Origin of the sequence: Devosia sp. Leaf64 (assembly GCF_001421945.1) — a bacterium.
Classification (GTDB): Bacteria; Pseudomonadota; Alphaproteobacteria; order Rhizobiales; family Devosiaceae; genus Devosia.
In genome coordinates, this window is sequence record NZ_LMLO01000002.1 from 118,482 (window position 1) to 144,342 (window position 25,861).

Sequence of the window (25,861 nt, forward strand, 5' to 3'; positions counted from 1 at the left end):
CCGCCCGGAGGCGGCCTTGGGATTAGACGTCCAGATTGCTCACATTGAGCGCATTGTCCTGGATGAAATCGCGGCGGGGCTCGACGAGGTCGCCCATCAGAGCGGTAAAAATCTGGTCGGCTTCGTCGGTCTGGTCGATCTCGACGCGCAGCAGCGTGCGGGCATTGGGGTCGAGGGTCGTTTCCCAAAGCTGCTCGGCGTTCATTTCGCCAAGACCCTTATAGCGCTGAAGGCTGACGCCCTTGCGGCCGGCATCGGTGACGGCCTTGAAGAGCGTGCTTGGCCCAAAGATATTGATCGTCTCGCCTTTGCGCTTGAGCGTCGGCACGCCGCCGAACAATTCATCGAGACGCCCAGCAAGCTGGCGGAGTTTTCGCGCATCGGCCGACTGCAGCAGCGCACGGTCGATTTGATGCGTCTCGTTGACGCCGCGCACGGTGCGCGAAAAGGCCAAAGCTTCGTCGTCCGTGATCGTGCCACTCCAGCCGCGTTCCAGTTCATCCGAAATGCGGTCAAGGCGATTGGCAACGCGCTTCAATGTCTCGGCGCTCTTTTCGGGATCGGCCATACCATCGGGATCGAGCGCGCCAACGATTGCGGATTGTTCGACGAGATTGCGGTTATAGCGCAGGTTGAGGTTCTTGATCGCATAGTCGATATCGCGCGCCTGCTGCAGGATCGACATGAGGTCGGGGCCCGCATGTTCAACGCCATCTCGGGTCGTAAATACGGCTTCGTCGAGCCCGGCATCGAGCAGGTAGTTTTCAAGTGCCCGCTCGTCCTTGAGATATTGTTCGGAGCGGCCACGGGTCGCCTTATAGAGCGGCGGCTGGGCGATATAGATATGCCCGCGCTCCAGTAGCTCGCGCGTCTGGCGGAAGAAGAACGTGAGCAGCAGCGTGCGGATATGGGCGCCGTCGACGTCGGCGTCGGTCATGATGATGATCTTGTGGTAGCGCAGCTTGTCGGCGTTGAACTCTTCACGGCCAATGCCGGTGCCAAGTGCAGTAATCAGCGTACCGACCTGATCGGACGAAATCATGCGATCAAAGCGCGCGCGTTCCACATTGAGGATTTTACCCCGCAGCGGCAACACTGCCTGATTGGACCGGTCGCGGCCTTGCTTGGCCGAACCACCTGCCGAGTCGCCCTCGACGATGAAGATTTCGGACTTGGCCGGATCGCGTTCCTGGCAATCTGCGAGTTTGCCGGGGAGCGAGGAGATTTCGAGCGCGCCCTTGCGGCGGGTCAGTTCACGCGCCTTGCGCGCGGCTTCGCGGGCGGCGGCGGCTTCGACTACCTTGCCGACGATGACCTTGGCTTCGTTCGGATGCTCTTCAAACCATTGGCCGAGCTTCTCATTGACGATATTTTCGACGACGGGCCGCACTTCCGAGGAGACCAGCTTGTCCTTCGTCTGGGACGAGAATTTGGGGTCCGGAACCTTGACCGAAAGAACGCAGGTCAGGCCTTCGCGCGTATCGTCACCCGAAAGCTCGACCTTTTCCTTTTTCGCGATGCCGGACGAGGCGGCGTAGCCCGTCACCTGGCGCGTCAGCGCGCCGCGAAGCCCGGCAAGGTGCGTACCGCCATCGCGCTGCGGGATGTTGTTGGTGAAGCACAGCACGTTTTCGTGGTAGCTGTCGTTCCACTGCAGCGCCACTTCGACAGTGATGCCATCCTTTTCCGAGATCATGGTGATCGGGGTTTCGATCACTGGCACCTTGGACTTGTCGAGATACCGAACAAAGGCTTCGAGGCCGCCTTCGTAGAAGAGCTCGACCTCGACATGTTCCGGGTGACGATGATCGCGCAGGTGAATGCGAACGCCTGAATTCAAGAACGCGAGTTCGCGCAGGCGATGCTCGAGCGTCTTGAAATCGAACTCGACCATGGTGAAGGTATCGGTCGAGGGCAGGAAGGTGATTTCCGAGCCCGACCGGCCTTCGTAGGTCCCTGCCTGCTTGTTCTCGACATAGGAGCCGACGACCTTGAGCGGTGCATCGGCATCGCCATGGGTAAAGCTCATCTCGTGGATCGAGCCATTGCGGCGGATATTGAGTTTCAGGAACACCGAGAGCGCGTTGACGACAGAAACGCCGACGCCGTGGAGACCACCGGAAACCTTATAGGAATTCTGGTCGAACTTACCGCCGGCGTGAAGCTGGGTCATGATGACCTCGGCGGCCGAAACGCCCTCTTCCTTGTGGATGTCGGTGGGAATACCGCGGCCATTGTCGTTGACCGAGCAAGACCCGTCGGCATTGAGCGTCACCGTCACGAGGTCGGCGTGGCCAGCCAGGGCTTCGTCGATGGCGTTGTCGACGACTTCGTAGACCATGTGATGAAGGCCTGAGCCGTCATCCGTATCCCCGATATACATGCCGGGGCGCTTACGCACCGCGTCGAGACCCTTCAGCACCTTGATGCTGTCGGCGCCGTACTCGTTCGGGGTCGGATTTTCGCTATCGCTCATTGGGTCCGAATCACTCGTATTTCTGGTCTTTTTGTTCTAGCGGAACGGGGCCGCAACCCCAAGAAAATTGCCGGTTTTTGCGGCTTATCGTGGGCAAAAGCAGGCGCTGTGGGCTCGCCTCTGGCTAGTCGAACCCAACGCGCCCCTCGCGCACGACAAAACGTTGCGCCCGCCCCTCCAAAGCCTCGAACAGCAGTGGATCAGTGCCGGTCAAAAAGCACTGGGTTTCGAGCCCATCGAGCGCGGCAAAAAGCGCCCGTCGTCGATCCGGATCGAGATGCGCCGCGATCTCGTCGAGGAGCAGGAAAGGCACGATGCCGGTGCGCAACCGAACGAGGCGCGCATGGGCAAGGATGAGCCCGATAAGGAGCGCCTTTTGCTCGCCGGTTGACCCCAAGGCGGCAGGCATGTGCTTTTGCGCATGGAGCACATCGAGATCGACCCGGTGTGGTCCTGATGTGGTGCGCCCCGCTGCCCGATCAAGGCCGCGCGCCGCATGCCAGCGCTGCGCCAGCACGGCCTCGAGTTCGGCCGAGGTCGGTGGCTCCACCCCATCCTCGAAGAGCGGCGTCAGCGACAGCATGGCTGCGGGAAAACTGTCATCATTGAGGCTCTCGACGATCAGCGACTGAAGATGGGCCAGGCTATCGGTGCGGTTGAGGTGGATGGACGCCCCAAATTCCGCCATCTGTGCTTCGACCGCCGACAGCCAACGCAGATCACTGCTGTCTTCGAGCAGCTTGTTGCGCTGGCGCATGGCCTTTTCGTAGTCGCTGACAGCCAGCGAGTGCGAGGGGATCAGCGTCGTCACCAAGCGATCCAAGAACCTGCGTCGCTCGCCTGCGGGCCCGGAGAACAGCCCGTCCATCGAAGGGGTCAGCCAAAGCACGCGCAGATAGTCGCTCATGGCTTCGATGGAGCGGGCATTGGCGCCATTGACGCGCACCCGGCGCCCCCCATCGGGCGTGGCGCCTGTGCCGATATCGGCGGGTCCACTATCGGTCTCGATCGTTGCGGCTACAGCCCAGCCGATATCTGAGCCCTGCTGCTGCAGCGTCTCGAAATTGGCGCCGCGGAGGCCTCGCCCGGGGGAGAGGACTGAGACGGCTTCAAGAAGATTGGTTTTGCCAGAGCCATTGGGACCGGTAAGGACGACATGGCGCTCGTCGAGATCGAGCGCCGCGGAGGCGTAGTTCCGGAAAGCGGTGAGGCGAAGGCGGGAGATGTGGCGGATCATTTTTTTGGTCCGCTTAGGGAAGCTCCCCTCACCCGCCAGCTTTGCCGTCGACCTCTCCCCCAGAGGGAGAGGTGGGAGGATGCTAACGTCGCGGAGCGACACCTCGCCCTCCGGGGGAGAGGTCGGCCCGCAGGGCCGGGTGAGGGGGCCTTCACTTCAAGAAAAATCTGAAACTAAACGCGCATCGGCATCAGCACGTAAAGCGCGTTGGCCTCGCCTTCTTCCTTCACGAGCGTCGGCGAATTGGCGTCGTTAAAGAGGAAGACGGCGCTTTCCGAGCGGATCTGGCCGATGATGTCGAGAAGATAGCGGGCATTGAAGCCGATTTCGAAGGCATCGATGTCAAAGTCGACGGCAAGCTCTTCGCTGGCCGTGCCATGGTCAGGATTGGTCACCGACAGTTCAAGCAGGCCATCATGGGCCGAAAGCTTGACAGCCTTGCCGCCGCGATCCGAGGCAATGGTTGAGACGCGGTCGACAGCCACGGCAAAGGCGCCACGATCGACCAGCATCTGCTTTTCATTGTTCTTCGGGGTCACGCGATCATAGTCGGGGAACGTGCCTTCGATGAGCTTTGAAAGCAACACCACGGGGCCGACGGTGAAGCGGATCTTGGTATCCGAGACTTCGACATGGACATCACCATCGACGCCATCGAGCAGTTTTTGCACTTCGCCGACGGTTTTTTTCGGCACGATAATGCCGCTCATCCCGCCCGCGCCTTCGGGCGCCGCGATTTCAGCGCGCGCCATGCGATGGCCGTCGGTGGCGACAGCACGGAAGAGCGAGCCAACTTGCGAGTTTTCGACGGCGTGGAAATAGATGCCGTTGAGATAGTAGCGGGTTTCTTCGTTCGAGATCGCGAACTGGGTGCGTTCGATCAACTCGCGCAGCAGCGATGCCGACACGTCGAATTCATGCGCGAACGCACCTGATTTCAAATCCGGGAACGAGTCCGGCGAGAGACACGCGAGGTTAAAGCGCGAGCGCCCGGAGGTAAGAACCATGTTCTCGCCGCCATCGGTTTCGAGCCGCACTTCGGCGCCATCGGCAAGCTTGCGGACGATTTCGTAAAGCGTGTGGGCAGGAACAGTCGTCGTGCCGGGGGTAGACACCATGGCAGGCACTGATTCCGTCACCTCGATATCGAGGTCGGTGGCGCGCAGTTCGACATGGTCGTCGCTGGCCTTGAACAGCACGTTGGCCAGGATCGGATAGGTGTTGCGGCGTTCAACCACCCGATGCACATGGCTCAGCGACTTGAGCAGATGGTTGCGTTCGAGCGTGACTTTCATAATCGGCATCTATCCTGGCGATATGCAACGACAATCCCGGCTGGGGCCGGGGAGGGACGTTTACAGTTTCATAAGATATTGGCAAGTGCGCTGCGGCGTTTCGCCTGTCTGGGTCCAATTCCCTGTCCGGTTTTCCGCAGGAAACCGCATGTTTGCGCGGGGTTAGCTCTGGAAATAGATCGTCACAGAAAATTCCTCGTCCATTTCCGCGCCGAGCGCCACGAGCCCTTCGAATGGCACGCATTTCTCGACCGCCGCAAGGATGCTGCTCGCAAGCATGGGGTGCTTGCTCGCCAGCTTCGCATCATCGGCAGAAAAGGCCGCCGCGCCATTCAGCCGTCCATCGCCGAAGAAGACGATATCGAGCGCGAGACGCTGCGCAGTTTCACCCGGCGGCACATTCCAGCACGCCATGAGCTGCTGCTGGACGCGTACGGCAATGGCCTGGTTTTGCTTGGCCATCGCCTCGGGCGAGAGGCCTTGGGCCAGAGTTGGTGTGACCAGCATAACACTGGCGAGGGCAAGAGCGAGAAACTGATTCATCACGCGCTCCTGCAAACCATCTCAGGCTGAAACGTGGCGGACAGCCGATTGAAGAGAAACATACCTGCCGCGTGGCCAAAAGGTCGCGCGGCCGTTTGGCCCTGCGAGCATAGCTCTCCGGGCGTTCAATCCTAAAATCGCTCCACTGGAGCGATTTTGCGGCGGGCAAGCCCGCCCCCGAATCTTACTCCTCCAGCATGCGCTTCAGGAGTTCGATTTCCTGGCCGAGTTCGAGATCGTCCTTGATCATCTGCTCGACCTTACGGACCGAGTGAAGCACCGTGGTGTGATCGCGACCACCGAAGCGGCGGCCGATTTCGGGCAACGAGCGCGAAGTCAGGGCTTTGGCCAGATACATGGCGATCTGGCGCGGACGGACGACATCGCGCGAGCGGCGGGCCGAAAGCAGTTCGTTGCGCGGCACCTTATAGTGGCGCGAGACGATTTTGAGGATGTCCTCGATACGGACGCGCTTGGCGTCGCGGGCACGGATCAGGTCGGCCAGGGTCTTTTCGGCCAGCGGCACCGTAATCAGTTCGCCGGTCAACTGGTTGGCGGCGACGAGGCGATTGACGGCGCCATCGAGATCACGACCGTGGCTCGTGACCGCACGGGCGACATAATCGAGCACGGCAGGCGGGAAATGCATGCCGAACCGGGCGGTCGACTGATCGGCCCGGCGCTGCACGATGGCGCGGCGGAGATCCATGTCGAAGGTCGAGATCGGCACGACGAGGCCGCCGGAGAGACGCGAGCGAACACGCTCATCGAGCATTTCAAGATCACGTGGCGGTGCATCACCAGCAACGACAACCTGCTTGGCGCCAGTAAGAAGCGCGCCGAGCGTGTGGCCGAATTCGGTGGCCGACTTGCCCTGCAGGAACTGCATGTCGTCGATGAGGAGCAGATCGACCTTGCGCAGCCACTCCTTGAAGCCGAGCGCCGACTGGCGCTGCACGGCCGTGATGAAGTGGTACATAAAATGGTCGGCAGTCAGATAGACGATGTTCTTGGAACTATCGGCCTGGCTGACGGCGTGGGCGATGGCGTTGAGCAGGTGGGATTTGCCAAGGCCGACGGTCGAGTGGATATAGACCGGGTTGAAGGTGACGGTGTTGTTGATCGCGGCATTGGCGATTTGCTTGGCGACACCGAAAGCCATTTCATTGGCTTCGCCCGACACGAATGTGTCGAAGGTCATGCGAGAATCGATGGCGCTACCGGCTAGGGCATCACCCTTGCTTGCTTCGCGAACGAGGCGCGCAACCGGAGCGGCATTGGCCGGCTCGACGAAAGCGGCAACGGGCGCGGCAGATTTTAAGACAGGAGCGTCTTCAACGGGTTCTGCCGCAACGACCGGCGCCGGGCTGAGGCGCGGGCGGGCTTGGCCATTGACGCGGAGCGTGACCTGGAGACGGCCGGCTTCCGGCACATCGTGGCGGAAGGCTTCGACGATCCGGTCGGAATAATTGGACTGCACCCAGGAGCAGAGAAACCGGGTTGGGGCCGAGAGATGGACGAGGTCGTCGACCAGCTCTTCAAGCTCGAGACGGGCAAACCAGGAGGCAAAGACATCCTCACCGACACCGGCTTTGAGGCGGGCGCGTACGCGCTCCCAGACATCACGCTGAGATCCAGAATCGCCCATGACAGGTTCACCGCTCGAGTTAACGGAAGAGGAGGAGGGTGTGGTGGCCGAAGACCAGTCATCCCTTCCCGCAATTGCCTGTCGCATCATGGTTTCTCAGCCCTGTTTCGTTGTGTCCGATCGGTCCGCATGCCGTCGTGACTATTGTGTTTGTCTCGTTTGGGAACGAGCACCACCCTGCCGCCCCGGAGAGGGGAGCATTGAACCATCGGCATGGCTGCCTTTGGCCTATCGAATTGTCATTGGATCCGGCGCGAGCCGAAAACTATCTCGTCGTGCCACCCCGGAGAAAACCGGACGCACACCGACTGAATAAATTGGTCATAATCAGCCCATGCCCTCTCTCGCCTTGGGTTCGAGAGAGCTCCCAATACTTGCCCCGAAGTGAACTGCCTGCACCGTGCCGGGGTCGTTTGGACGCCCCGTTTTCCGTGCTGACCAGATTACTTTAGGGGGTTGGTTTTAGCCCCGCAACAGGTGAATCGTTGAAATAGGGTCTTGACTCAGACGCAGAGATTTAAGCCTTCCGCGAGGGCCAAAATTGCCTTTCCACAAGAGCCTGTGACTCCATACAGAATCGCTTTTTCCCAGAGTTAAGGAGCGGTGAAAAAAATGTTCTAGTCGCCGTAACTCACCGATTTTATGTCGACTTGATCGAAGTTTAGCTTTGGCCCTGATTTGGGGCTAACGCTTTCTGATTCAAGGGCTTTCAAGTCAAATCGAGGAAATCCACCGCTTTATTTGTGCGGTCACGAAACTATCATGTGACAGGGAGGCGACGAAAAACTGCCAAATTCGGCCCAAGAAAAAAGGCCCCTTGCGGAGCCTTGTTTCCTATCTGACCGCGTCTGCCTTTGGCGGCGCCGCAGCCTTGCGTGTCTTAGGCCTGGAGAGCCTTGACGCGGCTATTGAGGCGGCTGACCTTGCGGGCTGCGAGGTTGGCATGAACGATGCCCTTGGTCGCAGCGCGGGTGATTTCCGGCTCGGCAGCCTTGAGGGCCGCGAAGGCGACGGCGTGGTCGCCGGCAGTGATCGCTTCTTCAACCTTGCGGATGAAGGTGCGCACGCGGCTGCGGCGCGACTTGTTGACCGCGGTGCGGGCAGCGATCTTGCGGGTCGCCTTCTTGGCTGACGGCGTATTGGCCATTTCGGTCCTCTTTAAACGTCCGGCCGGCAGGTCAAAATCCGCTCGAGGCGTCCTGAACCAGCCGGGTTGAAATGAAAGCGGCGGCAAGCTGCCGCCAAGTCGGTGGTGCTATAGGGGAAAGGCACCGGGGCGTCAACAGCTTTGGTCCATCGGGCCCGGTTCCGGTAGCATCACGTTACCATCGAGCCGCGCTGAACGCGAATTGGTTATGGCTGCTTCTGGCATACAGGGCAATAAAAGGTCGAGCGCCCGGATTGGACGATGCGGGCAACAGTGCCGGTGCAAAGGGGTGTCGGGCAGGGATCGCCTTCCCGATCATAGACGGCGAAGCGATGCTGAAAGTAGCCCGAGCCACCTTCTGCATTGCGAAAATCGCGCAGGGTCGAGCCGCCGACCTCGATGGCCTCGATCAAAACCTCGCGCACGGCGTAGGACAGATCCTCGAGCGCCTTCTTCGGCTTCTCAGCCTTGGTGAGGAGTGTACGCGCTTCGATGGTGGGGAGGATATGTGCCCGGTGAAGGGCTTCGGCGACATAGATATTGCCAAGCCCCGCGACGACGCGTTGATCTAGGAGCGCTGCCTTGATCGGCGCCTTCTTGCCCTTGAAGGCGGCGGCCATTTCCTCGGCATTGAAATCATTGCCGAGCGGCTCGGGCCCAAGACCTTTTAAATAGGGGCTGTCCTCGGGATGCTCGAACAGGTCCAGAAATCCGAAGCGGCGCGGATCGGCATAGATAAGGTGGCTCTGGCCGTGCTGGGGATGAGAAATGGACAAAATGAGATGGTCGTGCTTGGGCTCGGTGCCGGGCTCATAATAGCGCGGCGGCTTGTCGATGCCGTGTTCGGCAAAGCGCCAGGAGCCGGTCATGCCCAGATGGCTCAAAATGGTGAGGCCATTGTCGAGCGCAATAAGAAGGTATTTGGCGCGGCGGCCGACATTGGTGACGGTAGCGCCGGTGATTTTCTGGGCGAGGTTTTCCGGGAACGGAAAGCGGAGATCGGGGCGCTTTTGCTCGACCGCTTCGATGCGGGCATGCACAAGCCAGGGTTCAAGACCACGGCGGACCGTTTCGACCTCGGGCAGTTCAGGCACAGCAAAACTCCTTCGCCCTGCGCGGGTTTGCGCCATGGGCTTTTGATAACGCCTTATATATGGTGCGCGCCGATCCCATCTGGGTGTCTGCATAGACCAGCAAAGAGGCTTGAGCCATGACCGAAGCGCACGAAACCACCCATTTCGGCGAGCAGACAGTGGCGCTCGAAGACAAGCAGGGCCTGGTCAACAAGGTCTTTCATGATGTGGCCGATCGCTACGACCTGATGAACGACCTGATGAGCTTTGGGGTTCACCGGCTCTGGAAAGACGCCATGGTCGCCGAACTCGCGCCACCGCGCACGGGCAGTCGCGGCTATAAGGTGCTCGACATGGCGGGCGGCACCGGCGATATCGCCGAGCGCATCGTCAATTCAAGCCACGGCTATGCTGAGGTGACGGTTTCCGACATCAATGGCGACATGCTGCGGGTTGGTGCCGAGCGCGCCAAATCCTGGCGTTTTCCGGCTCAGGCGAGCTTCGTCGAAGCCAATGCCGAAGAACTGCCTTTCCCCGACAAGAGCTTTGACGCCTATACGATCGCTTTCGGTATTCGCAATGTGCCGCGCATCCAGCAGGCGCTCAACGAAGCGTTTCGCGTCTTGAAGCGCGGCGGGCGCATTCTGGTGCTCGAATTTTCGCAGGTCGACGTGCCGGGATTCGATGCCGTCTATCGCGGGTTTTCCGATGCTGTCATTCCGCCGATTGGCCGGGCCGTGACGGGCGATGCGCAGCCCTATCAGTATCTCGTTGAATCCATCCGCAAATTCCCCGATCCGGCGCGCTTCGATTCCATGCTCGCGGCGGCCGGGTTTTCGAGGGTCAAGCACACCGCCTTTTCGGGCAATATCGCGACCCTGTTTTCGGGCTGGAAGATTTGATGGCCGTGAGTTTGCAGATGGTTGCTGAAGGCCCCCTCACCCGCCGGCGTTGCCGTCGACCTCTCCCCCATAGGGAGAGGTAAGAAAATGGGCCTTGTCTCTTATTTCCGCTTCTTCCGGGCTGGCTGGGTGCTGGCGCGGGAGGGGGCGTTCTCGGTTTTGCCGGTGGAATCGCTGCCGCCGATGATGAAGCTCGGCATCGGGATGGCGCGGGTGATCGAGCGGCCGAGCGTGCGCAAGACCGGGCATGTCGACCGGCTCAATGCCGCGCTGCATAAGCTTGGGCCATCTTATGTGAAATTCGGCCAGACGCTGGCGACGCGTCCCGATATCGTCGGGCCGCAGGCTGCCGCCGATCTTGCGGGCCTGCAGGATCGTATGCCGCCATTCGATGCGACACTGGTGCCGGGCATTCTCGACCTAGCGCTGGGGCCCAAGGCCCAAAACCTGACCGAGATCAGCCCGCCGATCGCCGCGGCCTCGATTGCTCAGGTACATCGGGCACAATTGCGCGAGCCGGGACAATTGCCCAAGACCGTGGCCGTCAAGATGCTGCGGCCGGGCGTGGCTGAACGCTTTCATGCCGACACCAATGCGCTCTATGCCGGGGCGCGGCTCGCCGAAGTCTTTGCGCCATCGGCTCGGCGGCTGCGGCCGACCGATGTGGTGCGGACGCTCGACCATTCCATGCGGCTCGAGCTCGATCTTCGCCTCGAAGCGGCCTCGATTTCGGAACTGGCCGAAAATATCAAGAACGATACCGGCTTCATCATCCCGCAAGTGCAATGGGATCAGGTGGCGCAGAATGTGCTGACGACGACCTGGGTCGACGGCATCCCCATTCGCGACCATGCCGCGATCGATGCGGCCGGGATTGATCGCAAGGCGCTGGCATCAAAGCTGCTGCAGTCCTTTTTGCGGCACGCCATTCGCGACGGCTTTTTCCATGCCGACATGCATCCAGGCAATCTTTTCGCCGATCGCAAATCGGGCGACGTGATCGCGGTCGATTTCGGCATTATGGGCCGGCTTTCGATGCGCGAGCGGCGGTTCCTGGCTGATATTCTCTATGGTTTTATCACGCGCGACTATCGCCTCGTCGCGCAGCGGCATTTCGATATCGGCTATGTGCCCAAGGGCCAATCGGTCGAGGATTTCGCGCTCGCCATCCGTTCGATCGGCGAACCGCTGCATGGCCGCACGGCTTCGGACATTTCGATGGCCAAGGTTTTGGGGCAGCTTTTCACCATCACCGAACTCTTTAACATGCAGACGCGGCCAGAACTGGTGCTGCTGCAAAAGAGCATGGTGCTGGTGGAAGGGGTGGCGCGCAATCTCGATCCCGACCTCGATATCTGGACAGTGGCCGAACCGGTCGTCGGCGATTGGCTGCGGCGCGAGGAAGGCCCGGTCGGGCGCATCGAAGACTTTGTGGGGCATTTCAACCGGATGACCGAGGCGCTGGGACGCGTGCCGGTGCTGATCGCCGAAGCAGAACTGGCGCTGGCCGAGCACCGTGTCATGATGGCGAGACCGCAGAACCGCTTTGCAAATGGAGCGCTGATGGCGGTGCTCGTTGCGGCGTTTATCGTGCTGGTGCTGGCTGGGTGGCGGTTGCTGTCGGGTGAGCTTTGAGATTTTTTGCTCAAAGGTCTCCCAGCCTCCACCGCGTCATTCCCGCGAAAGCGGGAATCTCTGCTTGTGGGCGAAGGGATTCCCGCTTTCGCGGGAATGACGCCGTGATTTCCAGGAGGGCGCGAGGCCCGATATGATGCTCAAACTGGCTGCTAAACTTCTGGCAACTGTTCTGCTCGCATTGCCGCTGGCCGCCTGTTTCGATGGCACGATCGAGGTTTCGGTGACGAGCGCGACGACGGCGCGGATCGAGGCGGTGCAGGTTATCAATGCCGATACCTATGGCATGCTCAAGCGTGCCGATGAGGACGCGGATTATTCGGCGCTCGATGAATTCTGCACGGTGGGCGAGCTCACCGAGACCGAAGATGGCGGGGCGACCTGTACCGTCGTGAGGGAAGGGTCGTTTGCGACGCTGCGCAATTTCAATGGCACGAGCGGCGACCTCACGTTCGAGCCGGCGGGCAATGGTCTCGTTCGGGTCAGCATGAGCACAAAGGGGCTCCGCGATATGGCCGGGGCTAAAGTCGAGATGACGGTCGACGGCGAAACCCGGGAAATGGCCGAAGCCTATTTTGCCGGACATACCATGACCATCCGCATCGGCGGTGGCGCTGTAACCGACACCAATCTCACGCTCTCCAAGGATAAGGAGAGCGCCGAGGTGGTCTATCCGCTGCTTGACCTCGTCACGGGAAAAGCCGAATTGCCTCAAGAATTCTATGCTGTGGTGCGCCTTCCATGACCGTTTCTCTCCCGATCGACTTTCTCTGGCTCGAGCATGGGCTGGGCCTGCCCGTGCCAAAAGTGCAGACCGAGCAATCGGCGGGGGCTGATCTCTGTGCGGCCGTTCCTGCAGAGGCTCCGCTCGAACTGGCGCCGGGCAAGCGCGCCATCGTGCCCTGCGGCTTTGCCATGGCCCTGCCGCCGGGCTACGAGGCGCAGGTGCGGCCGCGTTCGGGCGTTGCGGCAAAGCATGGGGTGACGGTGCTCAATTCCCCCGGTACGATCGACGCCGACTATCGCGGCGAGGTCAAAGTCATCCTGATCAATCTCGGGGACGAGGCTTTTACCATTACCCGCGGCGAGCGCATTGCGCAGATGGTGATCGCGCCCGTGGTGCAGCCGGCTTTTCAGGTGGTGGAGACTCTGGATGAAACTGCGCGTGGAACCGGTGGCTTCGGCTCGACGGGCCGCTAGTCTTTTCGGGCTTTTGGGTTTTCTGGCCGCTCCGGCTTTGGCGGGGGACCGGGCGCAGATCGACCTCATCGGCTTTTCGCCCGATGCGCGCTATTTCGCCTTTGAAGAGTTCGGGATCAGGGATGGGTCCGGGCTCGCTTATTCGAGCATTTTCGTCGTCGACCTGACGGAGGACGCGTGGGTGTCCGGCTCGCCGATCCGGCGCGAGGCCGATGACGAGAGCAAAAGCCTGCAGACCGTGCGCACCGGTGCAATGAATGCGGCACTGCCGCTGATAACAGGCAATGATATTGCGGTGGCCGCCGATCTCGTCGCGCTCAATGGCGACGGGCAGCCGGGGCTCGATGGCAAGACGCTGGCCTTCGGGCGGCCGGGCTATAATGAGGGCACGGTGCTCGACGAGCGGGACCTCGCGATTTTGAGTTTTGAGAGCCAATCCACCGAGGACTGCGAGACCTATTTTGGCACCACGCCAGTCGGCTTCGAGCTGACGATGACGGCCGACGGAGAGACCAAAATTCTTCATCGCGACGATGGAAAACTGCCCGCTTCGCGCGGCTGCGCCATGGATTATCGGATTTATGGCGTGGCCCTGCCGGCGCTCGATGGCGAGGCTGAAACCGGAGCGGTCATCGTTGCGGTCTATGCCGGCAGTTTCGAAGGCAATGACCGGCGCTTTCTCGTGGTGCCCTTTGCCTTCTGATCCTGCTTTGTCTCCCGACGAAACCAAGCGCTATGCGCGCCATCTCGTGCTGAAAGGTTTTGGGGGCGGGGCGCAGCAGGCGCTCAAGGCCGGGAGCGTGCTTGTCATCGGCGCGGGAGGATTGGGGAGCCCGGCAATTGCCTATCTCGCAGCGGCGGGGCTGGGTCGGCTGGGCATTGCCGACCCTGACACGGTTTCAGTCTCGAACCTGCAGCGGCAGGTGGTGCATGGGGTTGGGGATATCGGCACCAACAAGGCCGAGAGCGCCAAGGGGTTTTCCGAAGGGATCAATCCGCATGTGGTGGTCGAGCCGCTGACGGATGGGATCACGTCGGAGAATGCAGAGGCGCTGATGGCGCCTTATGACATCGTGCTCGATGGCTCGGACAATCTCGTGACGCGCCGTCTCGTGGCGGACACGGCCGAAAAGCATAGAAAACCGCTGGTGTCGGGGGCGGTGTCGATGTTTTCGGGGCAGGTGACGGTGTTTGCGCCCCATCTCGGCGGGCCGCCGCATAGCGCGGTTTTTGCCGAGGAGGCGGACGATGCGAGCCTGCCATCGTGCGAGCTCAATGGAATTTTGGGACCGGTCACGGGGGTTATCGGCACGCTGATGGCCATGGAGGCGATCAAGCTCGTGACCGGGGTCGGCACGCCGCTGATCGGGCGGCTGCTCATTTATGATAGCCGCGAGGCAAAGTTCTCAGAACTCGACTATTAGAGCGGCGGCAGGCTGGCCTTGGCCGCTTTGGAAATGCGCTCGATCATGTCTTCGACGCGCTCTTCGCCGCGGCGCTCCCGCAGCACATAGAGGCCGGCAATCATCTGGCGGACGGGATCGGCTTGTTCGACTTCATGGAGGCCGCGGGCGGCAAATTCCTCGCGCATGACATGGGTGTGGACGAGGACGGCGTCGGTCGCGAGGGCATAATCGACGCAGGCGGCCAGCGAATTGGAGCGGAAGGCGAAGTGGGTGCGATCGAACACGGTTTCGACGCGAGCCCGGCGTCGCGAGGGATCGAAGAACCGGTTGTGGCGGCTCTCGGCGAGCGAGGAAATGATCGAGGGGAAATCGCTAACCTCCGCACCAGAGCGGGGCTTGCCGAGGAGCGGATGGCCGGCGCGCACGAAATAAGCATTGTAGACGCGCGAGAGCGGCACGAAATCGGTGCCGACGGCGGGGCTGAGGCCATCGATCTCATGGGCCAGAAACATCGAGACGTCGCCCGAGAGCAGTTGGTCCATGAGGCGCAATTGATTGCCAAGGCTTACTTGCACGGGCGCCATGGGAAATTCGCGCTGATAGGCGACGACGAGATCGCGGAGGAACATCGTCCACCAGGAATAGCCGGTGCCGAGCGCGAGGCCCCGGTCGCTGCCGCGCTGCTGGCCGGCAATGGAGGTCAGCGTGTTGTCGTAAAGCCGCTGCATGAGGCGGGCATTTTCATAAAGCGTTTCGCCATAACGGGTGAGGCGGACGCCGCGCGAGGAGCGTTCGAAGAGCGGCGCGCCGATATTTTCCTCGAGCTTTTTCATGTTGAAAGTGAGGGTCGGCTGGGTGACGAGCAGGGTAGAGGCCGCCCCGCTCATCGAGCCGGCATCGGCGACAGCGAGGAATTGGGTCAAAAGCTTGTCCATATGCTCTGCGCCTTGGGCTATAGATATTTTCTATAATATGAGCGGTAATTTTGTAGTTTTCTAGCGGGGCTTTTTGGGCCACTGTCAGGGCAACGATAAAGTCCGGACGGCGCAAAGCCCGATGACCGGCAGACGGGGAGAACAGACCAAGGGCCACGTTTTCGGGCTCAAAGACGCCGCACCATATCGCAAAATCTTCCATACAAGGATTGTTGCCGGTCGGCGACGCGGTGTGGTAAAGGGTAACTGGCTGGTTATTTGCAGAACGAGAGCGACTTTAAACCACTGCGTGATCGCAGTTGACAAAGTAGAGCATCTGTTCACTTTAGTAACTGGTTGGTGATTTAGCGACGGGGAGGTCGCTCAGCCTATTCGCTTCGGGCTTTTCGAAGCTGTATCGTTCATGGGAGGAAAAACATGACATTTCGTATTGGACGCCGCCAGTTCCTGATGGGAACGTCGGCCCTTATGGCAGCCGGCGTCGCCGGCATCAGCCCGGTCTTTGCCCAGGCGGCAAACCTGCGCCTGATCTTCTGGGGTGGCCAGGCCCGTGCCGATCGCACCTATGGCGTGACCGATCTTTTCGAAGCCGATACCGGCAACAAGATCGACGGCGAGTTCCTCGCCTGGAATGACTACTGGCCCAAGCTTGCGACGCAAACCGCGGGCGGCAATGCGCCAGATATCGTCCAGATGGACTACCGCTATATCGTCGAATACGCCAAGCGCAACGCCATTGCCCCGCTCGATGAATTCGTCGGCGGCGCCCTCAAGCTCGACGATTTCGACGCTGACCAGCTCGAAGGCGGCAAGGTCGGTGGCAAGCTTTATGGCATTTCGCTCGGTGCCAATTCGGTCGCGACGCTCGTCAACACCGTAGCCTTCCAGGAAGCCGGGGTCGAGATCCCGACCAATGCCTGGACCTATGACGAGCTCATGACCAAGGGTGAGGCCTTTGCCAAGGCCAATATCCGCAATGGCATGAAGATGATGATGGACGCCTCCTATTCCGAGCCGATGCTCGATAACTGGCTGCGCCAGAAGGGCCTCAAGCTCTATACCGCCGAAGGCAAGCTCGGTTTTGGCGCCGACGAAATGGTCGAATGGCTGACCATGTGGAAGACCATGCGCGATGCTGGCATCATCGTGTCGCCTGACAACCAGGCGCTCGACACCGGCCCGCTCGAAACCACCATGCTCGTTTCGGGCAAGGCGGCGATGATGCCGTCGAACTCGAACCAGCTCGTCGCGTTCCAGACCCTCGTCCCCGACAAGCTCGACATGATCGGTTATCCGCGGATCGCGGCTGGCGTTGGCGGCGGTCACTACCGCAAGCCGTCGATGTTCTTCTCGGTCGGCGGCTCCTCCGCCAACAAGGAAGCGGCAGCCGAATTCCTCAACTTCTTCATTTCGAACCCCGAAGCGGCAAAGATCCTCGGCGTCGAGCGCGGCATTCCCTGCCTGCCGGCGACCCGCGATATCGTCGCTCCGACCCTCGACGAGCAGAACCAGATTGCACTCAACTTCGTGTCCAATCTCGGCGATCTGCTTGGCCCACTGCCGCCACCACCCCCGGCTGCTGCCGGTGAAATCGATTCTTCGCTTCTGCGCACCATCGGCCAGGAAGTTGGCTTTGGTGCGCGTACGCCGGAAGATGCTGGCCCGTACTTCGTCTCCGAAGCAACGGCCATTCTCGAACGCGCGACCTGACATCACGACCCCACGCGCCCCCATTCCGGGGCGCGTGGCTTATTTTATTGGTGACCAAATGACTTTTCCGCTTTCCCGCCGTCAGTTCCTCCTCTCGAGCACCGCAGCCCTTGCCGCTGGCGCTCTCGGAACGATCCCGAGCTTTGCACAGGCCGCCAATCTGCGGCTGATCTTCTGGGGCGGACAGGCCCGTGCCGACCGCACCTATGGCGTGGTCGATCTCTTCACGGCGGAAAATCCGGACATTTCCATCGATGGCGAATTCTTGGGCTGGGCCGACTATTGGCCCAAGGTCGCGACGCAGACCGCCGGCGGCAACCAGCCCGACATCATCCAGATGGACTACCGCTATATCGGGGAATATGCGCGCCGCGGCTCGCTCGCCCCGCTCGATGCTTTTGTCGGCAAGGATCTCGACCTCTCGGCCTTTGACGAAGACCAGCTGCGCAATGGCACGATCGATGGCAAGCTGATCGGCGTCAGCCTCGGCGTCGCTGCCGGCGCCACCGTTTTCAATACCAAGGTTCTGGCTGACGCCGGCGTCGAGATCGACCCGATGCGCTGGACCTATGACGACCTCCTTAACCTTGGCCCCAAAGTGTCGGAATCGACTGGCGGCGCCATGGCGATGGCCCCCGATGGCAGCGGCATCGAACTGCTGTTTGAAAACTGGCTTCGCCAGAAGGGCAAGGCGCTCTATGCCGATGGCCAGCCGGCCTTTGCCCCCGAAGACGTGACCGAATGGTTCGAACTTTGGACCGAATTGCGCAATGCCAAGGCGATCATTTCGCCCGACGAGCAGGCGATCGATACCGGGCAGCTTGAAACCGCGCCGCTCGTGCGCAGCAAGTCGGCCATGAATTTCACCACGTCCAACCAGCTCGTCGCCTATCAGACGCTGGTGCCCGATCCGCTCGGGATCGCGATTTTCCCCGCGACCTCGCCTGATTCCAAGGGCGGCCACTACCGCAATTCCTCGCAGTATTTTGCGCTCTCTTCGACGAGCGCTTCGCCTGAAGCTGCGATCAAGTTCATCAACTTCTTCGTCAACACGCCCGAGGCCGCGACCATTCTCGGCGTCGAACGCGGCGTGCCGGCCTCCTCGGCCATGCGCGATGCGGTGACCCCGGCGCTCGACGAGCGGAGCCAGATGGTCGTCAAATATATCGCCGATCTCGGTGAGATTGCCGGCGATGTGCCACCGACGCCGCCTGCCTCGGCCGGCGAAATCGAAGTTGCCCTCAAAACCAAGAGCCAGGAAGTCGCTTTCGGCGCGCAATCGCCCGCCGATGCCGGTCCCGCTTTCTACGACCAGGTCATCCAGACCCTGGGGAGGTCGAGCTAAAGCATGAGCATTCAAAACGTCGCTTCGGCACCGCCGTCAGCGGAGGTTGAAAAAGTCTCCGGCTGGCGGCGCATCTGGCAGCAGGATGCCCCCGGCTACCTGTTCCTCCTGCCCTGGTTCATCGGGTTTTTCGGGCTGACGCTCGGGCCGATGATCTATTCGTTCTATCTCAGCTTCAACCATTTCGACCTGTTGACGGCGCCGCGCTGGGCGGGCCTCGACAACTATATGCGCATGTTCACCAACGATCCGAAATTCTCGGCATCGATGCGCGTGACGCTGTTCTTCGTCGTGTTCTCGGTGCCGCTCAAGCTCGCCTTCGCGCTTGGCGTGGCGCTGCTGCTCAATCGCGGCATGAAGGGCCTGACGATCTATCGCTCGCTGTTTTATTTACCGAGCCTGCTCGGCGCGTCGGTGGCCATCGCCATCCTCTGGCGCCAGATCTTTGCCGGTGACGGCCTCGTCAACAAGTTCCTCTCCATCTTCGGCATTGTCGGCCCAAGCTGGATTTCAAACCCCAATTATTCGCTCTGGACCCTGATCGTGCTCTCGATCTGGCAGTTCGGCTCGCCCATGATCATCTTCCTTGCCGGTCTTCGCCAGATTCCGCAGGATATGTATGAGGCGGCAAGCTTGGATGGCGCCAGCAAATGGCGGCAGTTCTGGAAGATCACCCTGCCGCTCCTGACGCCGGTCGTGTTCTTCAACGCCATCATCCAGACCATCGAAGCCTTCAAGAGCTTTACCCCGGCCTTCATCATCTCCGGCGGCACGGGTAACCCGATCAATTCGACGCTCTTTTATACGCTCTATCTCTACCAGGAGGCCTTCGGCTTCTTCCGCATGGGCTACGCTTCGGCGCTTGCCTGGGTGCTGCTCGCACTCGTAGCCCTCTTTACCGCCTTCTCGTTCCTCACCTCAAAATACTGGGTGCACTACGATGACTGATGCCCCCATGAAACTGACCGTGGTTGGCGTCGAGACGCCGAAGTGGCGCAAGCAACTGACCTCCGTCGTCAGCCACGCGCTGCTGATCGGGGCATCGATCCTGATGCTCTATCCGCTGCTCTGGATGCTCGCGGCCTCGTTCCGGCCGGAGAACGAGATTTTCACCTCGGCGAGCCTCATTCCCTCGTCCTGGAGCATCGACGCCTATTTCCGCGGCTGGAATGGTCTCCGCACCAGCTTTTCGGTGTTCTTCACCAATAGCTTCATCATCTCGATCCTCTCGGTGATCGGCAACGTGTTCGCCTGTTCGCTGGCGGCCTTTGCCTTCTCGCGCCTCGAATTCCGCGGCCGCAAGATCTGGTTCGCGCTGATGCTGATGACGCTCATGCTGCCCTATCAGGTGACCTTGATCCCGCAATATGTGCTCTTCCGCCAGCTTGGCTGGGTCGATACCTTCCTGCCGCTCGTGGTGCCAAAGTTCCTGGCGGCCGATGCCTTCTTCATCTTCCTCATGGTCCAGTTCTTCCGCGGCATTCCGAAAGAACTGGATGAGGCCGCAATGATGGACGGCGCCGGACCCTGGCGCATCTATTGGAAGATCATGCTGCCGCTTTCGACGCCTGTTCTGGCGACGGCTGCGATCTTCACCTTCATCTGGACCTGGGACGACTTCTTCGGGCCCCTCATCTATCTCAACAAGATGAGCGACTATACGGTGATGCTGGGTCTGCGCACCTTCACCGACTCGACCGGCACCTCGGACTATGGCGGGCTGTTCGCCATGAGCGTTCTCAGCCTCGTGCCGATCTTCCTCTTCTTCCTCATCTTCCAGCGCTTGCTCATCGAGGGCATCGCGACGACCGGTATGAAGCGTTAAACCTATGACTGATCTGAAGTTTGCCGCCATCGGCATCAATCACGCGCACATCTATGGACAGGTCGACTGTCTCAAGCGGGCAGGGGCACAATTTGTCGCCTTCCACGCTGTCGAAGACGATCTGGCCAAAACCTTTGGCGAAAAATATCCCGAGGCGAAACGCGTCTCGGATCCGGCTGCGATCCTCGAAGACGCCTCCATCCAGGTCGTCGTGACGGCCGCCATTCCGGGCGACCGCGCTGCGATCAGCCTTGCTGCCATGCGCCATGGCAAGGATGTGCTGACCGACAAACCCGGCATGACGACGCTGGCCGATCTCGAAGAGATCAAAAAAGTGCAGAAGGAAACGGGCCGAATTTTCTCCGTGCTCTATTCCGAGCATTTCGAAGTGCCTGCGGCCGTCGAAGCGGGCAACCTGATTGCTCAGGGCGCCATCGGGCAAGTGGTCAATACCATTGGCATGGGGCCGCATTCGCTGCGCCTCAACAATCGCCCCGACTGGTTCTTCACCCGCAACCGCTATGGCGGCATCTTGTGCGATATCGCCAGCCACCAGTTCGAACAGTTCCTGTTCTTCTCGGGCGCCAATGATGGCGAGGTGGTCTCCTCGAGCGTTGCTAATCGCAATCACCCGAACCGTCCGGGCCTGCAAGACGTCGGCGACGCCCATGTGCGCACCGACAAGACTACGGGCTATATCCGCGTCGATTGGTTTACCCCCGAAGGTCTGCCAACCTGGGGCGATGGCCGCCTGACCATTTTGGGCACGGAGGGCTATATCGAACTCCGGAAATATATCGACATTGCCGGGCGTCCGGGCACGGATCACCTGTTCCTCGTCGACAAAAAGGGCGTGCAGCATATCGATTGCTCGGCAACCGACCTGCCCTTTGGCCGCCAGTTCCTCGAGGATGTGCGCAATCGCACCGAGACCGCCATGCCGCAGGAGCGCTGCTACAATGCCATGAAGATGGCGCTGACGGCGCAGGCCAATGCAGAAGCCGGCACGGAGTGGGTGAAATGAGCCGTATCCTCAACGTCGCCATCGTCGGTTGCGGCATCGGCCGCTCGCATATCGTCGAGGGCTACCAGCCCAATTCGGACAAGTTCAAGGTTCTGGCGCTCTGCGATCTCGATGCGGAACGCATGGCCAAGGTGGGCGAAGAATTCGGTGTCGAACGCCGGATCACCAATTTCGACGATCTTCTCACCATGGACGATATCGACATCATCGATGTCTGCACCCCGCCGGGCGTGCACTATTCGATGGTGATCAAGGCGCTTGAAGCGGGCAAGCATGTCGTTTGCGAAAAGCCGCTGGTCGGCTCGCTCCGCCAGGTCGATGAAATCATGGAAGCGGAAAAGAAGGCCAAGGGCCTGCTTATGCCGGTCTTCCAGTATCGCTTCGGCGACGGGATCGAACAGGCCAAGGCCGTCATCGATGCCGGGCTGGCGGGCAAGCCTTATGCCGGAACCGTCGAAACCATGTGGCGCCGCGAAGCGCCCTATTACGCCGTGCCCTGGCGCGGCAAGTGGAAGACCGAACTCGGTGGCGTCCTCATGGGTCACGCCATCCATCCGCACGACATTTTTACGTATTTGATGGGCGATATCGCGCGCATCTTCGGGCGCGTCGCGACCCGGGTGAACCCGATCGAGGTGGAAGACACGATTTCCGCCTCGCTCGAAATGCAGAGCGGGGCGCTGGCGAGCTTTACGGCAACGCTCGGTTCGGTTGATGAAATCACCCGTATCCGCCTGCAGTTCGAGCATGTGACCATCGAAAGCGACCACGCCCCCTATAATCCGGGCAAGGAACTCTGGAAAATCCTGCCGCGCAATGACGAGGTGAAAGCCAAGATCGACGCGCTGCTCGCCAATTGGACGCATGTGCCGAGCCGGTTCCAGACGCAAATGGTGCGCTTCCATGAAGCCATCGAGGGCAAGCGCCCGCTGCCCGTGACTTCGGCCGATTCGCGCCGCTCGCTCGAACTGGTCACGGCCTTCTATCATTCATCATCGACGCACCAGGAGGTCGTTCTCCCCCTGGGGCCGGATCATCCGCTCTATGAGAGCTGGGTGCCGGCCGCGTTCCGATAAGCTGAGGAAACAGATATGGCGACGAGCATTCAACTGCATAAGCTCAAGAAGGCCTATGGCGATGTCCAGGTCATTCATGGCGTCGACCTCACTATCGAGCCGGGCGATTTCACCGTTTTCGTCGGTCCTTCGGGCTGCGGTAAATCGACACTTCTGCGCATGATCGCCGGCCTTGAACCCATCACCGGGGGCGACCTCCTGATCGATGGTCAGCGCATGAACGAAGTGCCGGCGGCCAAGCGCGGCATTGCCATGGTGTTCCAGTCCTATGCGCTTTATCCGCATATGTCGGTTTACCAGAACCTGGCATTCGGGCTCGAAACGGCCAAGATGCCGAAGGCCGAGATCGAAAAGCGCGTGCAGCGCGCGGCCGAGATTTTGAAGATCGAGCCGCTCTTGAAGCGCAAGCCCAAGCAGCTCTCGGGCGGCCAGCGCCAGCGCGTTGCCATCGGCCGCGCCATCGTGCGCGAACCGAAGATCTTCTTGTTCGACGAGCCGCTGTCCAATCTCGACGCCGAATTGCGCGTCGCGATGCGCGTCGAAATCGCCAAGCTGCACAACGATCTTGGGAACACCATGATCTACGTGACCCACGACCAGGTCGAAGCCATGACCATGGCCGACAAGATCGTGGTGCTGCGTGCAGGCATCATCGAACAGGCCGGCGCGCCGCTCGACCTCTATAACAACCCGCGCAATCTCTTCGTCGCCGGCTTCATCGGCTCCCCGAAGATGAACTTTCTTACCGCTTCGGGTGAGGGTGAGACGGTCAAGACGGCGGGCGCCAGCGTGGCGCTCGGGCGCAATGTGGCGGGTGCGGCAACCTTCGGCGTGCGCCCCGAACACATCACGCTGACCGAAGGCTCGGGCGTGCGCTTTGCCGATCTACGCGTTGATCTCGTCGAAAATCTCGGCGGGCAGACTGTGGTTTATGCAACGACATCGGACGGCCAGGCCATGACCGTCGTGCTCGAAGGCCAGCGGCAGGTCGAGCTCGGCTCGACCGTGACCGCCTATGTCGATCCGGCCAAGGTTCAGGTGTTCAATGCCGAAGGCGCAGTGATCCGCTAAGATCGGCGTCTCGATTTATGGCCGGCTCCGGACATCCGGGGCCGGCTTTTTGCTGGCCGAAGCCGAGCGCGCGTGATTAGTGCCAAGGCAAATGGAGGCGCAGATGCCCGAGGTGATCTCAAAAGACGGCACGGTGATCGGCTATGATATCGAGGGGCATGGGCCGCTCGTCATTCTCGTGGCCGGCGCGACGCAATATCGCGCCATCGACCGGACGCGGACGCCAAGCCTGCAAAAGCAATTGGCCCGGCAATTTACCGTCATCAATTACGACCGGCGGGGCCGCGGTGATTCGAGCGACACCTGGCCCTACGCCGTAGCGCGCGAGATCGAGGATATTGCAGCGCTGATTTCAGCAAATGGTGGCGAGGCGCGGATTTTCGGCATGTCGTCCGGGGCCGTCCTAGCGATGGAGGCGGCGGCGGCCATGCCGCGGGTCATAAAATCCCTGGCGCTCTATGAGCCACCGATCGATCCCGCCGCGAGCATCGCGCATTATCGGGACGAGCACAGAACCATGGCGACGCTAGCGGCCGAGGGGCGTGCGAGCGATATGATGAGCCGGTTTCTCCTTGGCGTGGGGATGAGCGAGGATGTGCTCAAGGGCTTTCAGGATGATCCGATCTGGCCGATCTATGCGGCGGCTGGCCTGACGCTGGAGCATGACTATCGGGTTTTGGCCGATGCGCGGGCGAGCGATGCCCCGCCCGAGCGCTGGCAGAATGCCATCATGCCCGTGCTGGTGCTCGATGGCGATAAAAGCCTGCCCTTCATGGCCGCGGGGGCCGATTGGGTCGCCTCCACCCTCCACAATGTCGAGCGGGTCACGCTCGCCGATCAGGGGCACGAATATGATCCGGCAGTCCTCGCGCCGCTCCTGACGGTGTTTTTCGAGCGCGGCTCGGTGCAGGTGCATTAAAAGTGGCGCGTTTCCGTCAATGGCTCCCCAATCTTGTGCCGGTGAGCGCCCGGGAGCGGTTACGCGCCGCGATAGGCGCTTTTGTCGGGATAATGGTGACGGCCTTTGTCACGACGCTTATTCTCGGACATGGGCCGGCCGTACCGTTGCTGATGGCGCCGATCGGGGCATCGGCGGTTCTGCTCTTTGCCGTGCCATCGAGCCCCTTGGCGCAGCCATGGTCGATCCTTGGCGGCAATGGCATTGCGGCAGTCGCGGGCGTCACCGCCCATCTCCTGATCGGCGATGTGACGCTTGCTGCCGCGGTCGCTGTTTCCGTCAGCATCGGGCTCATGCTGACCTTTCGATGCCTCCATCCGCCAAGCGGGGCGGTGGCGCTGACGGCGGTGATTGGTGGGCCGGTGATTTCGGCGCTTGGCTATGCCTTCGTGCTCTGGCCCGTGGGGATCAATTCGCTGCTGCTCTTGGTCTCGGCGATTCTCTTCAACCGCATGACCGGCAAGACCTATCCGCATCGGCCGGCGCCTGCGGTGCCCATGGCCGCCAATGTGCTGCCCTTCTCGCCCAATGCCGGGCTCGGGATCACCGTCGACGATCTCCGAAGCGCCATGGAAGCGCGGGACGAAGTGCTGTCGGTCGATCCCAGCGATCTCGACGAAGTGTTGCAGCAGGCGGCCATGCTCGCCTTTGCGCGGCGCTCAGGCGGCGTGACGGCAGGCGCGGTCATGCAGCGGCTTGTTATTACCATTTCGCCCAAGACGACGCTCCGCGTAGCACTGCGGCAGATGCGCGAGCATCACCTCAAGGCTCTTCCGGTCGTCGACGGAGGCGGAAGGGTCGTGGGCATCCTGACCCAGACCGATCTCATCGAAAAAGCCACCTGGGGCCCTATCCATGCCTCGTCCGGTCTCGGCTGGCGCCTGCGGGCCATGAGCAATTCGGACCGGCCCCTCCGCGGCAAGGTGCAGGACGTGATGACCCCTGTCGTCTCCATGGTCCCCGTCGCCATGCCCATCGTCATGGTGCTGCGCGTGATGCTGGAAACCGGCCACCACCATCTGCCGGTGGTCAACGACGACGGCACGCTGGCGGGCATGGTCACCCAGGTCGACCTCAACGCCGCCTTCATGGGCGCCGAAATGACGAGCCTGCCAAGACCGGCTTGAACCGAACAAAACCTCAGAAAAACAAAAAGGGTCCCGAAGGACCCTTTGTTTCTCTCTCGGCTTGCCAACCTGAGAGAATTGGAGCGGGCGAAGGGATTCGAACCCTCGACCCTAACCTTGGCAAGGTTATGCTCTACCCCTGAGCTACACCCGCATCCGTGTCGCAGCGCCGTGCAGCGCGTCAACGAGGCGCTATATGCCCAATCAGCAGAGCGATTGCAACCCCAG

The 25,861-nt window shown here is 61.0% G+C and carries 23 protein-coding genes and 1 tRNA gene; 15 read left to right on the top strand and 9 right to left on the bottom strand.

Translation table 11 applies throughout. The annotated features are described in order from the left end of the window. Nucleotides 1–22: 22 nt before the first annotated feature. The 7 genes from gyrB to mutM all read right to left on the bottom strand — a co-directional run bounded on the left by gyrB (nucleotide 23) and on the right by mutM (nucleotide 9,440). A complete protein-coding gene (gene gyrB / locus ASE94_RS00650; RefSeq protein WP_061908699.1) occupies nucleotides 23–2,476 on the bottom strand; it encodes a DNA topoisomerase (ATP-hydrolyzing) subunit B in 2,454 nt (817 codons plus the stop codon). A gap of 124 nt (nucleotides 2,477–2,600) precedes the next feature. Further along, nucleotides 2,601–3,713, bottom strand: coding sequence for a DNA replication/repair protein RecF (gene recF, locus ASE94_RS00655; RefSeq protein ID WP_062628780.1), 1,113 nt, complete (start codon nucleotides 3,711–3,713; stop codon nucleotides 2,601–2,603). A 173-nt stretch (nucleotides 3,714–3,886) separates the two neighbouring features. Next, complete coding sequence (gene dnaN, locus ASE94_RS00660; RefSeq protein ID WP_062628781.1) at nucleotides 3,887–5,008, bottom strand: DNA polymerase III subunit beta; 1,122 nt, start codon at nucleotides 5,006–5,008, stop codon at nucleotides 3,887–3,889. A gap of 162 nt (nucleotides 5,009–5,170) precedes the next feature. After that, nucleotides 5,171–5,551 (bottom strand): hypothetical protein, encoded by a 381-nt coding sequence (locus ASE94_RS00665; RefSeq protein WP_062628782.1) that lies wholly within the window; start codon nucleotides 5,549–5,551, stop codon nucleotides 5,171–5,173. Between the two features lie 184 nt (nucleotides 5,552–5,735). Next, complete coding sequence (gene dnaA / locus ASE94_RS00670) at nucleotides 5,736–7,199, bottom strand: chromosomal replication initiator protein DnaA (RefSeq protein ID WP_062628783.1); 1,464 nt, start codon at nucleotides 7,197–7,199, stop codon at nucleotides 5,736–5,738. Between the two features lie 880 nt (nucleotides 7,200–8,079). After that, nucleotides 8,080–8,346, bottom strand: coding sequence for a 30S ribosomal protein S20 (gene rpsT / locus ASE94_RS00675; RefSeq protein ID WP_061908707.1), 267 nt, complete (start codon nucleotides 8,344–8,346; stop codon nucleotides 8,080–8,082). A 206-nt stretch (nucleotides 8,347–8,552) separates the two neighbouring features. Next, on the bottom strand, nucleotides 8,553–9,440 hold the full coding sequence (gene mutM / locus ASE94_RS00680) for a bifunctional DNA-formamidopyrimidine glycosylase/DNA-(apurinic or apyrimidinic site) lyase (protein WP_062628784.1): 888 nt from the start codon (nucleotides 9,438–9,440) through the stop codon (nucleotides 8,553–8,555). A 116-nt stretch (nucleotides 9,441–9,556) separates the two neighbouring features. On the opposite strand from mutM, the gene ubiE reads away from it, so the two are divergent. The 6 genes from ubiE to ASE94_RS00710 all read left to right on the top strand — a co-directional run bounded on the left by ubiE (nucleotide 9,557) and on the right by ASE94_RS00710 (nucleotide 14,580). Further along, nucleotides 9,557–10,321, top strand: a complete 765-nt coding sequence (gene ubiE / locus ASE94_RS00685) for a bifunctional demethylmenaquinone methyltransferase/2-methoxy-6-polyprenyl-1,4-benzoquinol methylase UbiE (RefSeq protein ID WP_062628785.1) — start codon at nucleotides 9,557–9,559, stop codon at nucleotides 10,319–10,321. Nucleotides 10,322–10,408: 87 nt separating this feature from the next. Then, nucleotides 10,409–11,956: a 2-polyprenylphenol 6-hydroxylase gene (gene ubiB, locus ASE94_RS00690; RefSeq protein WP_062628786.1), complete on the top strand. Its 1,548-nt coding sequence runs from the start codon at nucleotides 10,409–10,411 to the stop codon at nucleotides 11,954–11,956. 133 nt (nucleotides 11,957–12,089) lie between these two features. After that, complete coding sequence (locus ASE94_RS00695; protein WP_062628787.1) at nucleotides 12,090–12,701, top strand: hypothetical protein; 612 nt, start codon at nucleotides 12,090–12,092, stop codon at nucleotides 12,699–12,701. Further along, nucleotides 12,698–13,156 carry a dUTP diphosphatase gene (gene dut, locus ASE94_RS00700; protein WP_062628788.1) on the top strand — a complete coding sequence of 153 codons (459 nt, stop codon included), beginning with the start codon at nucleotides 12,698–12,700 and terminating at the stop codon, nucleotides 13,154–13,156. Before ASE94_RS00695 ends, dut begins: the two co-directional genes overlap by 4 nt. Continuing rightward, entirely contained in the window at nucleotides 13,110–13,859 is a 750-nt protein-coding gene (locus tag ASE94_RS00705; RefSeq protein ID WP_082460692.1) for a DUF2259 domain-containing protein, read from the top strand. Before dut ends, ASE94_RS00705 begins: the two co-directional genes overlap by 47 nt. Continuing rightward, nucleotides 13,822–14,580 (top strand): HesA/MoeB/ThiF family protein, encoded by a 759-nt coding sequence (locus tag ASE94_RS00710; protein WP_062628790.1) that lies wholly within the window; start codon nucleotides 13,822–13,824, stop codon nucleotides 14,578–14,580. Before ASE94_RS00705 ends, ASE94_RS00710 begins: the two co-directional genes overlap by 38 nt. Here ASE94_RS00710 and ASE94_RS00715 read toward each other — a convergent pair. After that, nucleotides 14,577–15,497, bottom strand: a complete 921-nt coding sequence (locus tag ASE94_RS00715; RefSeq protein WP_062628791.1) for a LysR family transcriptional regulator — start codon at nucleotides 15,495–15,497, stop codon at nucleotides 14,577–14,579. The genes ASE94_RS00710 and ASE94_RS00715 overlap by 4 nt on opposite strands. Before the next feature lie 417 nt (nucleotides 15,498–15,914). Between ASE94_RS00715 and ASE94_RS00720 the strand changes: the two genes are divergently transcribed. The 9 genes from ASE94_RS00720 (at nucleotide 15,915) to ASE94_RS00760 (ending at nucleotide 25,633) form a co-directional block, all read left to right on the top strand. After that, nucleotides 15,915–17,207, top strand: a complete 1,293-nt coding sequence (locus tag ASE94_RS00720) for an extracellular solute-binding protein (protein ID WP_061908726.1) — start codon at nucleotides 15,915–15,917, stop codon at nucleotides 17,205–17,207. Between the two features lie 58 nt (nucleotides 17,208–17,265). Next, a complete protein-coding gene (locus ASE94_RS00725) occupies nucleotides 17,266–18,552 on the top strand; it encodes an extracellular solute-binding protein (RefSeq protein WP_062628792.1) in 1,287 nt (428 codons plus the stop codon). A 3-nt stretch (nucleotides 18,553–18,555) separates the two neighbouring features. After that, the gene (locus ASE94_RS00730; protein ID WP_061908730.1) at nucleotides 18,556–19,500 is read left to right on the top strand and encodes a sugar ABC transporter permease; all 945 of its coding nucleotides are present in this window, start codon (nucleotides 18,556–18,558) and stop codon (nucleotides 19,498–19,500) included. A 7-nt stretch (nucleotides 19,501–19,507) separates the two neighbouring features. Continuing rightward, on the top strand, nucleotides 19,508–20,377 hold the full coding sequence (locus ASE94_RS00735) for a carbohydrate ABC transporter permease (protein WP_061908927.1): 870 nt from the start codon (nucleotides 19,508–19,510) through the stop codon (nucleotides 20,375–20,377). 4 nt (nucleotides 20,378–20,381) lie between these two features. Then, nucleotides 20,382–21,401, top strand: a complete 1,020-nt coding sequence (locus ASE94_RS00740; RefSeq protein WP_062628793.1) for a Gfo/Idh/MocA family oxidoreductase — start codon at nucleotides 20,382–20,384, stop codon at nucleotides 21,399–21,401. Beyond that, complete coding sequence (locus ASE94_RS00745; RefSeq protein WP_062628794.1) at nucleotides 21,398–22,477, top strand: Gfo/Idh/MocA family oxidoreductase; 1,080 nt, start codon at nucleotides 21,398–21,400, stop codon at nucleotides 22,475–22,477. Before ASE94_RS00740 ends, ASE94_RS00745 begins: the two co-directional genes overlap by 4 nt. Nucleotides 22,478–22,492: 15 nt before the next feature. Continuing rightward, on the top strand, nucleotides 22,493–23,548 hold the full coding sequence (gene ugpC / locus ASE94_RS00750) for a sn-glycerol-3-phosphate ABC transporter ATP-binding protein UgpC (protein WP_061908736.1): 1,056 nt from the start codon (nucleotides 22,493–22,495) through the stop codon (nucleotides 23,546–23,548). 103 nt (nucleotides 23,549–23,651) lie between these two features. Continuing rightward, nucleotides 23,652–24,467 (top strand): alpha/beta hydrolase, encoded by an 816-nt coding sequence (locus ASE94_RS00755; protein WP_156351729.1) that lies wholly within the window; start codon nucleotides 23,652–23,654, stop codon nucleotides 24,465–24,467. A 2-nt stretch (nucleotides 24,468–24,469) separates the two neighbouring features. Beyond that, nucleotides 24,470–25,633, top strand: coding sequence for an HPP family protein (locus ASE94_RS00760; protein ID WP_062628796.1), 1,164 nt, complete (start codon nucleotides 24,470–24,472; stop codon nucleotides 25,631–25,633). 79 nt (nucleotides 25,634–25,712) lie between these two features. Here ASE94_RS00760 and ASE94_RS00765 read toward each other — a convergent pair. After that, nucleotides 25,713–25,787 (bottom strand) — tRNA-Gly (locus tag ASE94_RS00765). Nucleotides 25,788–25,861 lie beyond the last annotated feature (74 nt).

Coding starts and splice junctions, on each gene's coding strand:
- gyrB (WP_061908699.1), bottom strand. CDS start 2,476: ATGAGCGATAGCGAAAATCCGACCCCGAACGAGTACGGCGCCGACAGC.
- recF (WP_062628780.1), bottom strand. CDS start 3,713: ATGATCCGCCACATCTCCCGCCTTCGCCTCACCGCTTTCCGGAACTAC.
- dnaN (WP_062628781.1), bottom strand. CDS start 5,008: ATGAAAGTCACGCTCGAACGCAACCATCTGCTCAAGTCGCTGAGCCAT.
- ASE94_RS00665 (WP_062628782.1), bottom strand. CDS start 5,551: ATGAATCAGTTTCTCGCTCTTGCCCTCGCCAGTGTTATGCTGGTCACA.
- dnaA (WP_062628783.1), bottom strand. CDS start 7,199: ATGGGCGATTCTGGATCTCAGCGTGATGTCTGGGAGCGCGTACGCGCC.
- rpsT (WP_061908707.1), bottom strand. CDS start 8,346: ATGGCCAATACGCCGTCAGCCAAGAAGGCGACCCGCAAGATCGCTGCC.
- ubiE (WP_062628785.1), top strand. CDS start 9,557: ATGACCGAAGCGCACGAAACCACCCATTTCGGCGAGCAGACAGTGGCG.
- ubiB (WP_062628786.1), top strand. CDS start 10,409: ATGGGCCTTGTCTCTTATTTCCGCTTCTTCCGGGCTGGCTGGGTGCTG.
- ASE94_RS00695 (WP_062628787.1), top strand. CDS start 12,090: ATGATGCTCAAACTGGCTGCTAAACTTCTGGCAACTGTTCTGCTCGCA.
- dut (WP_062628788.1), top strand. CDS start 12,698: ATGACCGTTTCTCTCCCGATCGACTTTCTCTGGCTCGAGCATGGGCTG.
- ASE94_RS00705 (WP_082460692.1), top strand. CDS start 13,110: ATGAAACTGCGCGTGGAACCGGTGGCTTCGGCTCGACGGGCCGCTAGT.
- ASE94_RS00710 (WP_062628790.1), top strand. CDS start 13,822: ATGACCGGCGCTTTCTCGTGGTGCCCTTTGCCTTCTGATCCTGCTTTG.
- ASE94_RS00715 (WP_062628791.1), bottom strand. CDS start 15,497: ATGGACAAGCTTTTGACCCAATTCCTCGCTGTCGCCGATGCCGGCTCG.
- ASE94_RS00720 (WP_061908726.1), top strand. CDS start 15,915: ATGACATTTCGTATTGGACGCCGCCAGTTCCTGATGGGAACGTCGGCC.
- ASE94_RS00725 (WP_062628792.1), top strand. CDS start 17,266: ATGACTTTTCCGCTTTCCCGCCGTCAGTTCCTCCTCTCGAGCACCGCA.
- ASE94_RS00730 (WP_061908730.1), top strand. CDS start 18,556: ATGAGCATTCAAAACGTCGCTTCGGCACCGCCGTCAGCGGAGGTTGAA.
- ASE94_RS00735 (WP_061908927.1), top strand. CDS start 19,508: ATGAAACTGACCGTGGTTGGCGTCGAGACGCCGAAGTGGCGCAAGCAA.
- ASE94_RS00740 (WP_062628793.1), top strand. CDS start 20,382: ATGACTGATCTGAAGTTTGCCGCCATCGGCATCAATCACGCGCACATC.
- ASE94_RS00745 (WP_062628794.1), top strand. CDS start 21,398: ATGAGCCGTATCCTCAACGTCGCCATCGTCGGTTGCGGCATCGGCCGC.
- ugpC (WP_061908736.1), top strand. CDS start 22,493: ATGGCGACGAGCATTCAACTGCATAAGCTCAAGAAGGCCTATGGCGAT.
- ASE94_RS00755 (WP_156351729.1), top strand. CDS start 23,652: ATGCCCGAGGTGATCTCAAAAGACGGCACGGTGATCGGCTATGATATC.